13 protein-coding genes and 2 pseudogenes are annotated in these 12,443 nt (G+C 61.9%); 4 read left to right on the forward strand and 11 right to left on the reverse strand.

Translation table 11 applies throughout. The features are described from left to right. Positions 1–25: 25 nt before the first annotated feature. On the reverse strand, positions 26–1,738 hold the full coding sequence (locus Y703_RS0107670; protein WP_026552239.1) for an ABC1 kinase family protein: 1,713 nt from the start codon (positions 1,736–1,738) through the stop codon (positions 26–28). A 5-nt stretch (positions 1,739–1,743) separates the two neighbouring features. Continuing rightward, positions 1,744–2,283 (reverse strand): PadR family transcriptional regulator, encoded by a 540-nt coding sequence (locus Y703_RS0107675; protein WP_026552240.1) that lies wholly within the window; start codon positions 2,281–2,283, stop codon positions 1,744–1,746. A 172-nt stretch (positions 2,284–2,455) separates the two neighbouring features. Between Y703_RS0107675 and Y703_RS0107680 the strand changes: the two genes are divergently transcribed. Continuing rightward, the gene (locus tag Y703_RS0107680; RefSeq protein ID WP_026552241.1) at positions 2,456–3,217 is read left to right on the forward strand and encodes a GntR family transcriptional regulator; all 762 of its coding nucleotides are present in this window, start codon (positions 2,456–2,458) and stop codon (positions 3,215–3,217) included. 115 nt (positions 3,218–3,332) lie between these two features. Here the strand turns inward: Y703_RS0107680 and Y703_RS0107685 are convergent, their stop codons facing one another. The 4 genes from Y703_RS0107685 to Y703_RS0107700 form a co-directional block, all read right to left on the reverse strand. Continuing rightward, entirely contained in the window at positions 3,333–5,015 is a 1,683-nt protein-coding gene (locus Y703_RS0107685) for a cytochrome bc1 complex cytochrome b subunit (RefSeq protein ID WP_026552242.1), read from the reverse strand. Position 5,016: 1 nt separating this feature from the next. After that, positions 5,017–6,042 carry a cytochrome bc1 complex Rieske iron-sulfur subunit gene (locus tag Y703_RS0107690; RefSeq protein WP_026552243.1) on the reverse strand — a complete coding sequence of 342 codons (1,026 nt, stop codon included), beginning with the start codon at positions 6,040–6,042 and terminating at the stop codon, positions 5,017–5,019. Positions 6,043–6,136: 94 nt separating this feature from the next. Next, positions 6,137–6,922: a cytochrome bc1 complex diheme cytochrome c subunit gene (locus tag Y703_RS0107695; RefSeq protein ID WP_026552244.1), complete on the reverse strand. Its 786-nt coding sequence runs from the start codon at positions 6,920–6,922 to the stop codon at positions 6,137–6,139. An 87-nt stretch (positions 6,923–7,009) separates the two neighbouring features. Continuing rightward, entirely contained in the window at positions 7,010–7,648 is a 639-nt protein-coding gene (locus tag Y703_RS0107700; RefSeq protein ID WP_035764190.1) for an aa3-type cytochrome oxidase subunit III, read from the reverse strand. Between the two features lie 148 nt (positions 7,649–7,796). On the opposite strand from Y703_RS0107700, the gene trpD reads away from it, so the two are divergent. Next, positions 7,797–8,861 (forward strand): anthranilate phosphoribosyltransferase, encoded by a 1,065-nt coding sequence (gene trpD / locus Y703_RS0107705; RefSeq protein ID WP_026552246.1) that lies wholly within the window; start codon positions 7,797–7,799, stop codon positions 8,859–8,861. Here the strand turns inward: trpD and Y703_RS0107710 are convergent. The 3 genes from Y703_RS0107710 to Y703_RS0107720 are packed head-to-tail and all read right to left on the reverse strand — an operon-like array spanning position 8,858 to position 10,331. After that, the gene (locus tag Y703_RS0107710; protein WP_026552247.1) at positions 8,858–9,580 is read right to left on the reverse strand and encodes a copper homeostasis protein CutC; all 723 of its coding nucleotides are present in this window, start codon (positions 9,578–9,580) and stop codon (positions 8,858–8,860) included. The two genes, trpD and Y703_RS0107710, sit on opposite strands and share 4 nt — an antisense overlap. A gap of 1 nt (position 9,581) precedes the next feature. Continuing rightward, positions 9,582–9,863: an Lrp/AsnC family transcriptional regulator gene (locus Y703_RS0107715; RefSeq protein WP_026552248.1), complete on the reverse strand. Its 282-nt coding sequence runs from the start codon at positions 9,861–9,863 to the stop codon at positions 9,582–9,584. Positions 9,864–9,920: 57 nt separating this feature from the next. Further along, the gene (locus Y703_RS0107720) at positions 9,921–10,331 is read right to left on the reverse strand and encodes a DUF3054 domain-containing protein (RefSeq protein WP_081743439.1); all 411 of its coding nucleotides are present in this window, start codon (positions 10,329–10,331) and stop codon (positions 9,921–9,923) included. 183 nt (positions 10,332–10,514) lie between these two features. Here Y703_RS0107720 and Y703_RS0107725 point away from each other — a divergent pair, with 183 nt between their 5' ends. Together Y703_RS0107725 and Y703_RS0107730 are read left to right on the forward strand one after the other, a co-directional pair. Continuing rightward, positions 10,515–10,790 carry a DUF2277 domain-containing protein gene (locus tag Y703_RS0107725; protein WP_026552250.1) on the forward strand — a complete coding sequence of 92 codons (276 nt, stop codon included), beginning with the start codon at positions 10,515–10,517 and terminating at the stop codon, positions 10,788–10,790. A 141-nt stretch (positions 10,791–10,931) separates the two neighbouring features. Further along, the gene (locus tag Y703_RS0107730; RefSeq protein WP_051427392.1) at positions 10,932–11,288 is read left to right on the forward strand and encodes a VOC family protein; all 357 of its coding nucleotides are present in this window, start codon (positions 10,932–10,934) and stop codon (positions 11,286–11,288) included. A gap of 39 nt (positions 11,289–11,327) precedes the next feature. Here Y703_RS0107730 and Y703_RS18615 read toward each other — a convergent pair. Beyond that, a pseudogene (locus Y703_RS18615) lies at positions 11,328–12,025 on the reverse strand (alpha/beta hydrolase). Positions 12,026–12,120: 95 nt separating this feature from the next. Further along, positions 12,121–12,443 (reverse strand): annotated as a pseudogene (locus Y703_RS18620) (hypothetical protein); the annotation flags it as partial.

A 12,443-nucleotide genomic window follows, 5' to 3' on the forward strand; every position in this document is an offset into this window, starting at 1 on the left:
GAGCCGCTGACTGCCAGCGGCTCGTCTACAGCCCGCGGCGCCCTACCCACAGGCCATGCAGCAGGGGAACCACCGACGCGATCATGAGCACGCTCCCGAGGACCGTGTCGTCAGCCCGCACCACTGAACCGGCGATCAGCAAGGCTCCGAAGATCAGCGCCGATGCCGCGCGCTGGGTTGTGCGGTCGAGACGGGCCAGACGTTGTTCCAGTCGAGGGTTTGCTACCGACAATGAACCGTCTTCGATGCGGGTGACAAGTCCATCGAGCCGTCCTGGCAGGCGTAGAGCCACTGCTGCCGCGCCGAGAGCCTGCGTAGCCACGTCCTGCACAATGTTGCCCCGCTCGTCTCGCAGCAGTTGGGCAGCATAGGGTTCGACGGAATCCCAGAGATTGAACCGGGTGTCCAGGGAACTGGCCACTCCCGACGTCAGCGACATTGCACGGATGATGAGCAGGAAGTTCTCCGGCAACTGAAAAGGCAACGAGCGAACCAGGTCACCGAACTCGACGGCAAAGTCGATGAACTCGCGTGGGTCCACCTCACGAAGCTCGGCGAAACCCAGCCCGCCGAACCTGGCGAAGAGCTGGGTCATCGCCCGCTCCAGCTCGGCTGTGTCGGCTGTGGACGCCAGTACTCCGACGTCGCCGATTGCAGCGACCAACCCCTTGCCATCCCGGGAGGCGGCAGCGATCAGGAGTTTCCGCAGACCGTTGCGGGTACTGGGCGAAACCTCTCCCATCATCCCAAAGTCGATGAAGGTCAACTGCCATGATCGGGGCGAGGATGATCCGGCAGTTGGGGTGACGAAGATGTTGCCAGGGTGGGGATCGGCGTGGAAGTAGCCGTTAGTGAACATCTGGTCGAACATGACTGAAGCAAAAACAGGCGCAACGTCGGCCGGGTCGATACCTGCCGCAATCAGCGCCGCCGTGTCAGTGATCTTTATCGCTGTGACATCTTCAAGAGTCAGGACGCGTCGGGTGCTCCGCTCCCACACGACCTGCGGAACGCTCACCGTCTCCTGATCGGCGAAATCAGCGGCAAAGCGTTCAAGATTTGCTGCTTCGCGCAGGTAATCGATCTCCATCAGGCTGATCTGCGCGAATTCCTCGACCAATGCGGGTACATTGGCTCGACTGGACACCAAGCGAATACGGCTGAGCCAGCCGCCCACCTTTCGCAGGGCTGCCAAGTCGACGTCGATGATTGAGTCGATGCCCGGCCGTTGCACCTTGAGTACCACGCTCCCGAGCCCGGTGTCGGCGGCATCGGTGTGGCGCAGTTGCGCTCGGTGGGCCTGCCCGAACGACGCTGCTGCGATTGGTGTCTCGTCTACTACAGCGAACACCTGGTCAAGGGGCGCGCCGAGCTCCGCCTCGGCGAGCTTCCGGATTGCGGGAAAGGGCACCGGAGGCACCTCATCCTGGAGCCCCTCCAACTCGGCAGTGATTTCCGGTGGAAGAACATCCAGCCTGGACGACAAGAACTGACCGACCTTGATCATCAGACCACCGAGGTCGACGGCCAGTACACGGAAGCGCTGCGCAAAGCGCAGCATCCTCCGGGTTCGGGTGCGTTCGGCAACTCTGGCTAGCCCGATGCGCGGAAGGAACAGTTCAAACCACCAGGTCACCGCGAGATGCCATGCGGCGAACCGCACGATCCGCCGGTAGCGGGCACGGGTGGCCCCGACGCCGGGCAACGGATCCGTCCTGCCCCGACGCCCCGACGACACGCCCGTCAATCTTGGGCGAGGATCGAGTACAGCCGACGCCGGGCGTCTGTGAGCACCTTGACAGCCTCCCGCACCTGATCCGGCGAGCCTGTGCGGCCAACCTGAGCTGCTGCCTGGGCCAGCTCGACGCCAGCCTTTGGGAGCGCCGCGAACCCTGCCCCTGCCTGCTGTTCCGACCCCCATGGCGTGGCCGCGCCGGCACCGGCTACCTCTTCCCGGCCTGCTTCTGTCAGCGAATAGATCTTGCGCCCGTTGGACTCCTCGACACTGATGAACCCCTCGTCGGCCAATAGCTGCAGCGTCGGGTAGACGGAGCCTGCGCTCGGCTTCCAGCTACCGCCACTTCGTTCCTCGATCTCGTGGATGATCTGGTAGCCGTGCATCGGCCGTTCTGCGAGGAGGGCGAGGATCGCCGATCGCACTTCGCCGCGACCCGCGCGGGTGCCGGAGCGCTTCTCAAACCGTGAACGTAGCTCCTCGACTGCCTGCCACATGCCGTCCATGTTGTTGCCGCCAAACCCGCCTGCCGGGTAAGAATTACGCATTGTGCTCTCCTCAGTCGGTGCTAACGATATATAACGATAGTCAACGATACCTCTGCGCAGGCGCAAAGACCATCACAGCCGATCGCCCTAGAATGGGAGCACTGAGGATGTCCAGGACTCACGGAAGGGCCGATCGTTGTCGAATGTCTTGTTACGTTCGCTGGAACGTGGGTTGAACCCCGAATCGTCGGCTCCCAAGCACGAGCAACTGCGGGAAATACTCCGCCAGCTGATTAGTGCTCACGCCGAACCGGGAACGGCCATCCCCTCTGAGCGTGTTCTGAGCCAACACTTCGGCGTCGCCCGAATGACTGTCCGGCATGCCATCGACGCACTGGTCGCTGAGGAAGTCCTGGAACGCATTGTGGGACTCGGAACCTTCGTGGCGCATACCAAGCTTGATCTGCAGATGAAGCTCACCTCCTACAGCGAGGAGATGCATCGGCGGGGAATGGTCCCGGACGCCAGGGTCCTCAGCTTTGAACAGGTTGGGGCGACACCCCTCATCGCCAGGGAGCTGCAGCTCGAGCAGGGCCAACCGGTAGTCCGGTTCAGGCGCCAGCTGCTGGCCGATGGTGAGCCGATGAGTGTTGATGAGAACTTCATTCCAGCCCACCGAGTGCCCGGAATCCTTGAGCAACCGGCACCGACGTCGTTGTACAACGTGCTCAGCGAACGGTTTGGGCTGGTCATGGAGTGGGGTGAGGACACGATCGAGGCAACAGCTGCGTCCGCCTCGATCGCCAGGCTACTCAATGTCGATCTGGGCGCGCCGCTGCTGAAAATCCAGCGGCATGCCTATGTGGCTCGGTCAATGATCGACTATTCGGTGTCCTATTACCGGGCCGACCGATACAAGCTCTGGGTGCCGCTGCAGCGCCCCGGAGTTCGCTCTCCCCGCGCTTACAACGCCCAGCGGCTAAACAGTCCCTGAGGCGCCCTTGGCGATGCTGATGAATAGTTTCTGGCGCGCTCTCGTGACTATGGGCCACGACAAAGGGGACCAGTCCAGCTGTTCGCTGGACCGGTCCCCTTTGGGGGGCTATCTCCTACTTGGAAATCGCCGCTTTGTCATGCTGTTCGGCAATCTCGTCGTGGTGCGCGTGTGAGTGAGCCGCCTCGAGTTCAGCCGGCGTCACCGGAGCAACCCTGTCCTCGAAGAAGAAGCGTGACAACCGGCCACGTGCCTTCTCAGTCCTGGTGACGTGTCCGTTGACATCGGCCTCGGCCGGCAGAACGCCGTGGGACTCGTAGTTGACCAGGTTGTAGCGCTTGTACTCATCAAGTGGTTCGTGGACCTCAATGAACTCGCCGTGGGGGAGTCGCACGATCCGGCCGGTTTCCCGGCCGTGCAGTGCAATCTCCCGGTCCTTGCGCTGCAAGGCCAGGGCAATGCGCTGGGCAACCATGAAACCGATGACCGGCCCCACGAAGAACAGCACCCGCAACCAGTAGGTCACGTCGTTGAGCGAGACGAAGAAGTGGGTAGCGATAAGGTCCGAGCTGGCTGCTGCCCACATGATGCAGTAGAACACGACGCCGGATACGCCTACGGCTGTGCGGAAAGGAGCGTTGCGTGGACGATCCAACAAGTGGTGTTCGCGCTTGTCCTTGGTCAGCCAGGACTCGATCCACGGCCAGGCGAACATCAGTCCAAAGACGATTCCTGCAGGAACCAGCGCCGGAATCAGCACGTTCAGGGAGAGCGTGTTGACGCCCCACGGCATCGCGATGTTCCACTCGAGCGGAATTCCGGCCACCCAGCCTGGCATGAGCCGCAGCGCGCCGTCGACCCAACCGATATACCAGTCGGGCTGGGTGCCAGCTGACACGGGGGAGGGGTCATACGGTCCATAGTTCCAGATCGGGTTGATCGTGAACGCCGCCGAGATCGCAGCGATGATGCCAAACACGATGAAGAAGAACCCGCCAGCTTTGGCAGCGTAGACCGGGCCAACAGGGAAGCCCACCACGTTGTCATTGGTACGGCCTGGGCCGGGGAACTGGGTGTGCTTGTGGGTCACCACCATGAAGAGGTGGATAGCGATCAGCAACAAGATGACCGCGGGGATCAGGAGAATGTGCAGCACGTAGAGTCTCGGGATGATCACCGTGCCGGGGAACTCCCCACCGAACAGGAAGAAACTGATGTAGGTTCCTACCACCGGCACCGCCTTGATGACGCCGTCGATGATGCGCAGACCGTTACCTGACAGCAGGTCGTCGGGGAGTGAATACCCGGTGAAGCCGGCAGCCATCGCCAGGATCAGCAGGACGCCACCCACCACCCAGTTCAATTCGCGGGGCCGACGGAACGCACCGGTGAAGAACACCCGGAGCATGTGCACCGATACTGCTGCCACGAAAAGCAGGGCCGACCAGTGATGGACCTGGCGCATGAAGAGACCGCCACGAATATCGAACGAGATGTTCAGTGACGTGGCATACGCTTCGGACATTTCCACCCCGCGCAATGGGATGTAGCTGCCGTCGTAGGTGGTTTCCGCCATTGAAGGGTCGTAAAAGAAGGTGAGAAAGGTGCCGGAAAGGAGCAGGATGACGAATGAGTACAGCGCCACCTCACCGAACATAAAGGTCCAGTGATCCGGAAAAATCTTCCGGCCAAACTCTTTGACTATCCCGGAACCACCCACCCGTGAGTCGACATAGTTGGTGATTTTTCCAACACTGGTCTTTGGCTGGTAGGTGCTTTGCGTTGTCGAGCTGCTCATGTCAGCCACGCTCCCAGAAACTTGGTCCTACTGGCTGTTGAAAATCGCTGGTAGCGATGAGGTAGCCCTCGTCATCGACGGAGATAGGCAGCTGCGGTAGCGGTCGTACGGCCGGACCGAAGATGACCTTGCATTCCTGCGTAAGGTCGAACGTCGACTGGTGGCACGGGCAGAGCAGGTGATGGGTTTGCTGTTCATAGAGAGCAACAGGGCAACCCACGTGCGTGCAAATCTTTGAGTAGGCAACGATGCCTTCGTAACCCCAGTCCTCCCGGCCCGGTGACGGGTTGAGCGACTCAGGGTTCAGACGCATCAACAGGACGACTGCCTTGGCCTTCTCCTCGAGGTAGTGCTCGGAGTCCGACAGGCCCTCGGGGATGACATGGAAAGCAGATCCGATCGTCACGTCGGATGCCCTGATGGGGGTGCCACTTGGATCGCGGGCCAGCCGGGTTCCGGAGTCCCAGTAAGTATGCCGGAGGGCGTCACCTGGGAGGGGACCCAGGTCCCGGAAGATGAAGACGGCTGGCAGTGGAGCAAGAATCATGGCACCGAGGAGGGTGTTGCGGATCAACGGGCGCCGCTTGATACCTGTTTCCTCGACAATGTCGTTGATGATCTTTTCAGCGTCGGCCCGGTCAGCTTCAGTGCGGATCTCGTGACGGTCCTCGGAGACCTCATGGTCAGGCATCAGGGTCTTCGCCCAGTGAACGATTCCGACACCGATGCCAAGCATCGCGAAGGCGGTGCCGAGGCCAAGGGTGAGATTCTGGAGACGCAGGGTCGCGATCGTCTCATCGAGCGGAATAAGGAAATACCCAACGAAAAACAGTACGGTGCCGATAATCGACACCAGGAACAGGATCGCTACCTGTCGTTCGGCACGCTTCTCGGCACGCGGGTCCCGGTCGGCCAAGCGGGGACGGTGCGGCGGCAGGCCAGGATTCTGGAACTTCTGCACATCGCCCTGACCGGGCCTAGCTACGACGCCAGTACTCTCTGGACTGCCGTGACTATGATCGGCCATGATCCCTCGCATCCTTGTGATGAAACTTCGCTTGTGGTCGGTTGGTGAGTTGAGTGTGGCTGCCCGGGGCCAGCCTGTGCTGAGTCATTGCGGTCTAGGACGATCGGGCGGTGAGCCAGACGGTGAAAGCGATGATCACGCCAAGTCCCGCGACCCAGATGAACAGGCCCTCGGATACTGGACCCAACGAGCCAAGGTCAGCTCCGCCAGGTGAGCCCTGCTCGTCGATCGTCTCGAGGAAGGCAATGACATCGCGCTTGTCCTCGGGGGTGATGTTCGCATCGTTGAACACTGGCATGTTCTGCGGTCCGGTCACCATCGCCTCGTAGGTGTGCTTAGCGGTCGAGCCGGAGAGTGCCGGCGCGTATTTGCCTCTGGTCAAAGCTCCGCCTGCTGCTGCGGCGTTGTGGCACATTGCACAGTTCACCCGGAAGACAACTCCTCCGTTGGCTGGATCAGCTTCCGAAGTGTCGAGGGCTTCCTCGCCGGGAATGGCGGGACCAGCACCGAGTGAGGCAACGTAGGCTGCCATCTGCATGGTCTGCTCATCATTGAACTGCGGTGGCTTGACCTGCGCCTGTGGGCCCTGCATCTGCATGGGCATCCGTCCGGTCCCTACCTGGAAGTCGACCGATGCTGCGCCGACGCCGACTAGCGACGGTCCGTTCTCGGAACCCACGGCCCCCATGCCATGACAGGTGGCGCAGTTGGCAACAAAGAGCTTCTCACCCTCCTGCACCTCATCGGCGGAGAAGGTCTGCGCCTTCGCCTCGTTAGTGCTGCTCGCCAGGGCATACACGCCGCCCGTGAAGAGTAATCCGATGAGCAACAAAGCTACCGCTGCCAGGGGATGACGTCGCCTTTGCGAAAGTGCCTTCACTTGCTGGTTCCTGCCTTCTGTCGTGCAATCACTGCCAGTACCACTTGATGGAATTCTACACCTAGTAGAAGAGGGTTCAACTAAGGGTTACTTCAAGAAATAGATGATGATGAACAAAGCTATCCAAACGACGTCGACGAAGTGCCAGTAGTAGGAGACGACGATGGCCGAGGTGGCTTCAAAATGACCAAATCGTTTGGCTGCGAACCCTCGTCCGATGATGAAGAGGAAAGCGATCAGTCCGCCGAGAACGTGGAGGCCGTGGAAGCCGGTCGTAATATAGAACGCTGACCCGTAGGCGTTGGATGAGAGGGAGACGCCTTCGGAGACCAGAACCGCGTACTCGTAGCCCTGCACCGCAACGAAAATAGATCCCATGACGAATGTCAGAAGGAACCACTCGATCATGCCCCACTTCAGCGGGGAGAACACGCTTCCGGTGCGGCGTGCCTGCAATCGTTCGGCGGCAAAGACGCCGAATTGGCAGGTTACCGAGCTCAACACGAGGATGATCGTGTTGAGCAAGGCGAACGGCACGTTCAGCTTTTCTGTCTCCATTGCCCACAGCTCACTCGAGGTGGAGCGCAGGGTGAAGTACATGGCGAATAGTCCGGCGAAGAACATCAGTTCACTGGAGAGCCAAACAACGGTTCCTACGGAGACCATGTTGGGGCGGTTCAGCGTCGGATGGGCCGTGGTACTGGGGGCTTGGGTCGCAGATGTCACAGAGCCATTATGTCTTTAAAAAGGGCCAGTTCACCAATGCTGGCGGCCATCCGGCGCGTCTCTGCGGCCGTGGGGGACTCCCTATCCCAGTAACGGCGCGGAAGACGCGAACAGATGACTTTCTACAATTCGTAGATAACCTTGAGGTGTGACGACGATTTCCAGCCCCGACCGCGGATCCCCGACCTGGCCTGCACTGATCTCAGCCCTGATCCAGCGGGCTGATCTCACCTCGGACCAGACCCGCTGGGCGATGGACCAGATCATGGAGGGCGAAGCGTCCCACGCCCAGATTGCCGGGTTCCTCGTGGGGTTGCGGAGCAAGGGGGAGACCGTCGGCGAGCTGGTCGGACTGGTCGAGGCGATGCTGGCCCGGGCGCACCGCATCGAGGTGCCTGGTCCTACCCTGGACATCGTTGGCACCGGCGGGGATGGTCTCAACACCCTGAACATCTCCACCATGTCCTCACTGGTGGCCGTCGGGGCCGGCGCGAAGGTCGTGAAGCACGGCAACCGCAGTGCTTCATCATCAGCCGGCGCCGCCGACGTGATTGAGGCGCTCGGTGTGCGGCTTGACCTCTCGGTTGACGACGTCGCCCGCTCGGCCGAGGAGGCAGGGATCACGTTCTGCTTCGCTCAGGTCTTCCACCCGTCCATGCGCCATGTGGCGGTGCCTCGCCGCGAGCTCGGCGTCCCAACAGCTTTCAATTTCCTGGGACCGCTCAGCAACCCCGCGGGGGTCGATGCTCAGGCGATGGGGTGTGCCAGCGAGCGAATGGCTCCGTTGATGGCAGGGGTCCTCGCGGCCCGCGGGATTCGAGCCCTCGTGTTCCGCGGCAGCGACGGCCGGGACAAGCTCACCACCAGTGGGGCCTCGACCATATGGGAAGTCCGCAACGGCATGGTCGCCGAGCAGATAGTCCACCCCGCCGACTTCGGTTTACCGGTGGCTCCTGTCGAGGCCCTTCGTGGCGCTGACGGGGCAAGCAATGCCCGGGTAGTGCTCGCCCTGTTGGCGGGGGAGCAGGGGCCGGTGCGGGACGCCGTCGTGCTCAATGCCGCTGCTGGGCTGGTAGCGGTCGACCCCGAGTACGGGCAGCCGTTGGTCGAACGGATTCGGGCTGCGATGCAACGCGCTGAGCATTCGATCGACTCAGGCGCGGCGCAGGCTTCACTTGAGCGATGGGTGCGGGTGACGTCCGCCTCGGCCTAGAACAGCTTCGCCTGTTCGATCACCGCAGCAACCTGGAGCGGGTCGGTCACCTGGTAGCTGGCGCCGCCGATATCCGAGCTTCCAAGGGGCACCCCGGCGCCGGAGGGACGATGGGTCATCTTGGCCGAAAGGTGCACCTCGGTAATCCCGGCCGAAGCGAGCGGGCGAAGATCTTCGAGAAGCACCCCGCCCCCGGCCAGAATGGTCAGACCACTTCCGGCTGCGGCCATCGCCGTAAGGGCGGGGACGCCCTGACCGGCGGCGGGCGCGCCGCCAGATGTCAGGACTCTCGAAAATCCTGCGTCGGCGATCGCATCCAGGGATGCGAGAGGCGAGGGGGTGTGGTCGATCGCCCGGTGGAAGGTGAATTCAAGGTCTGGGGCTGCCTGCCGGAGAGTTCCGATGGCTCCGGCGTCAACAGTGCCTGACCCGGTCAGGACCCCCACCACAATTCCAGCCACACCCTCGGCGCCGGCGGCGGAGATATCAGAAGTCATCAGTTCAAGCTCCATGGGGGAGTAGCTGAATCCCCCGGGCCGCGGGCGGATCAGGACATGAAGTGGCAGTCCCGGAACTGCCGACCTGATCTGCCGAATCAAGCCAATTGAGGGTGTCAGCCCGCCCAGGGGCAGGCCGACACATAGTTCAGCGCGCACCGCACCGGCGTCGTGCGCAATGGCTGCCCCGGTGGTGTCCTGAACCGCAATCTCGACCCGCATCCTAGCCTTCGAAGCCCAGCGAGAAGGCGGTGTCGAGGTCATGCTTCGAGTAGGAGCGAAACGCAATCTGGGTGGTGGTCGACTCCACGCCCGCTATTTTGGAGAGGCGGTCGGCGATGACGTCCGCCAGGTCCTCGTGGCGGCTCACCCGGGCGATGGCAATGAGGTCCCATTCGCCGGTCACCGAATAGACCTCACTGATGCCTTCGATTTCTGAGATCTCCTGGGCACACTCGGGGATTCGTGAGGCATCGGTCTGAATCAGGACGAATGCGGTAATCATGGCGTATCTCCTTGGCAGGGGTGGCGGAACTGACTGATCAATAGGGTCTTGGCTAACTTATCCTGAAGTGCTGCGGCGCCGCAGGATCAACGTCGCCACAGCACGGGGGAGCAGCAGCAGTGCACCGAGCACCCCGATTGCGACCAACTGAAAGCTGATGGCCATCCCACCGCCGAGAACTGCACGAATCGCGAGCCCGCCGACGGCGCTGCCGAGCCAGATCAGCAGCCCGGTTGGCCAGAGCGACGACGGCGACCGCCACGCTCTGCCAGCACCCCAGATGAGCAGGCAGGCAGCGAGGAACGGCCCAGCAGTGCCGAGGACGCCGAGGACGGCCACCCCCGACTCGTGGGTGGAACGCCCGGTCGCTGCGAACACGGTGATCACCACCAGGTCAGCCAGCAGCCAGCCGGTCGCCACGCGACCGCTTCGGGTCGTCTGTCCTGTGCGGGGTCCGGGGGTCGTCATGGGTGGCCTCCTCAGGGTGCGATCACGGAGATCAGGGGTGCGCTCTGCTCGCAGCTGCTGCGCCGATCGAAATGCATGATGATCCTTTTCTCGGGAGTACTGCAACTCTAGGCATTAACAGGACTCCAGTCTGACCCGAAGCACCTATTCCCCCGGTACTGAACTAGGCCTACGCTATGGAGCATGTGCAGAAATATTCGTACTCTGTCCAATTTTGAACCATCTGCCACCGAGGATGAGATTCACGCCGCAGCCCTGCAATTCGTCCGTAAAGTCAGCGGGTCCACCCGTCCCTCGAAAGCGAACCAGGAAGCGTTTGACGCCGCAGTTGAACGTATCGCGCATGTGACAGCTCACCTGCTGGAGGACCTGGTCACCACCGCACCTGCCAAGGACCGTGACGTTGAAGCCGAGAAGCACCGGGAGCATTCAGCCAAACGATTCGCCAAAGCCAACTGATCCGAAACCGGGTCAGCACTCCGGGCCGTACGGGCTCCCCAGGGGCCTGAACGCAATGGAGTTCGTCACGATCAACGGAGATAATGATGACCACCCGGCTGAGCCCCCTACCTGAACTTCAAAGGCAATGCCCGCGAGGCGATGACCTTCTACCAGTCGGTCTTTGCCGGCGAGTTGACGATGAGTACCTACGACGAATTGCAGGCGTCACAGGATCCGGCAGACGCAGAGAAAATCATGCATGCGCAACTGGAAACCGAGGCCGGGCTGGTGCTGATGGGCGCCGACGTTCCGAGCGGCATGAAGTACACCACGGGCGATAACTTCTCCGTGTCGCTGAGCGGTGAGAACGAGGCGGAGCTCAGCGGCTACTGGGACAAGCTGTCGGGCAGCGGATCCGTCACTGTGCCGATGGAGCGTGCACCGTGGGGTGACAGCTTCGGCATGTGCAAGGACCAGTTCGGCGTCGACTGGCTGGTCAATGTGAGCGGATCCTGAGGTCGCGCGGGCGATTGAGACCTAGTTGCCGGTTGGGACCTAGCGGTCGACGGCGGCCAGGATCGCCGCACTCAGATCGGCGGGACGGGTGAACTGAGGCCAGTGACCGGTGGGCAGGTCGACATACTCCACGTTGTGGATGTGGGTCAGTTCGGAAACGTTCGGATCGCCCGCGTCCATCCAGTGTCTGAGCTATTCAGAGGTGAACTCACAGCAGATGACTGTCGCAGGAACCCTGAATCGGCCCTCGTCAGCTAGTCGCTGCTGATCGGTAGCAACCCCGAGAGGTTCCGGGATCGCTCGGCGGATGAACGCCTCCCGAAGGCTGTCATCCAGGTCAACGAGGTCCGCATCCTCGAAGACGTCCCAGGCGGGGAGGGGAATCTCATCACCTTCTGCTGGCAGCTCGGCGTTAATGACGCCGCCGTCTCCAAGAGGTCCGCTGTCGACATAGATCCCGCGAAGCACGTGGTTGGGTCGTTGGTCGATTGCGCCGTAGATGATCGCCCCGCCTGCTGAATGGCCTACCAGAACCACTGGGCGGTCCTCAGCATCGATAGCCGCCACAACGGCGTCAATGTGCTGGCGGAGACCGATGCCGGCCCGGGGCGCATCAGCGGCTTCCAGCCCTGGAAGAGTGAGCGGGTGGACCTGGTGTCCAGCGGCAATCAGCTGGGAATCACCTCATCCCACGACGACGCGTCCAACCAGAACCCGGGAACCAGAATGATGTCCATGACCGGGACCATACGCCGCAATGGGGCTGGACGGCAAGCAATTGCTGTGCCGGAGGCGAGGCGCTGGAAAGGTTCCGGGCTACCGCCGGGGAAGTTCAGCGGTCGTCAAGCACCAATTCAGCTGACGGTGTTGGGTCCGGCGGAGTACAGCAGTTCCGCTGCCGCGTCTCAGCTTCCGGCGGCTGATCCCTGAGGAAGAAGGCGCCGAGTGACCCTGCAAGGGTAGCGAAGACTGCCACAGAGTAAATAGCCAGCAGTATCTGAAGGACGCGCGCGAAAAGGTCGGTTGGGGTGATCCCGGTACCGGTAATGGTAGCCATTGCGGCCTCGAATAATGCATCGGTGTAGGACTCGTGGGACCCGGTGGCGTACAGCAGTTGGCTGGCGGCGAGGATGACCACGGCTGTCACGGCGGCAA

The organism is Arthrobacter sp. H20, assembly GCF_000520515.1.
In the GTDB taxonomy this organism is placed as follows: domain Bacteria; phylum Actinomycetota; class Actinomycetes; order Actinomycetales; family Micrococcaceae; genus Arthrobacter_D.

Bases quoted from the DNA above. Each gene is read 5' to 3' on its own strand.
- Y703_RS0107675 (WP_026552240.1), bottom strand. From the start codon at position 2,283: ATGCGTAATTCTTACCCGGCAGGCGGGTTTGGCGGCAACAACATGGAC.
- Y703_RS0107685 (WP_026552242.1), bottom strand. From the start codon at position 5,015: ATGAGCAGCTCGACAACGCAAAGCACCTACCAGCCAAAGACCAGTGTT.
- Y703_RS0107690 (WP_026552243.1), bottom strand. From the start codon at position 6,042: ATGGCCGATCATAGTCACGGCAGTCCAGAGAGTACTGGCGTCGTAGCT.
- Y703_RS0107710 (WP_026552247.1), bottom strand. From the start codon at position 9,580: ATGCGGGTCGAGATTGCGGTTCAGGACACCACCGGGGCAGCCATTGCG.
- Y703_RS0107715 (WP_026552248.1), bottom strand. From the start codon at position 9,863: ATGATTACCGCATTCGTCCTGATTCAGACCGATGCCTCACGAATCCCC.
- Y703_RS0107720 (WP_081743439.1), bottom strand. From the start codon at position 10,331: ATGACGACCCCCGGACCCCGCACAGGACAGACGACCCGAAGCGGTCGC.
- Y703_RS0107725 (WP_026552250.1), top strand. From the start codon at position 10,515: ATGTGCAGAAATATTCGTACTCTGTCCAATTTTGAACCATCTGCCACC.
- Y703_RS0107730 (WP_051427392.1), top strand. From the start codon at position 10,932: ATGACCTTCTACCAGTCGGTCTTTGCCGGCGAGTTGACGATGAGTACC.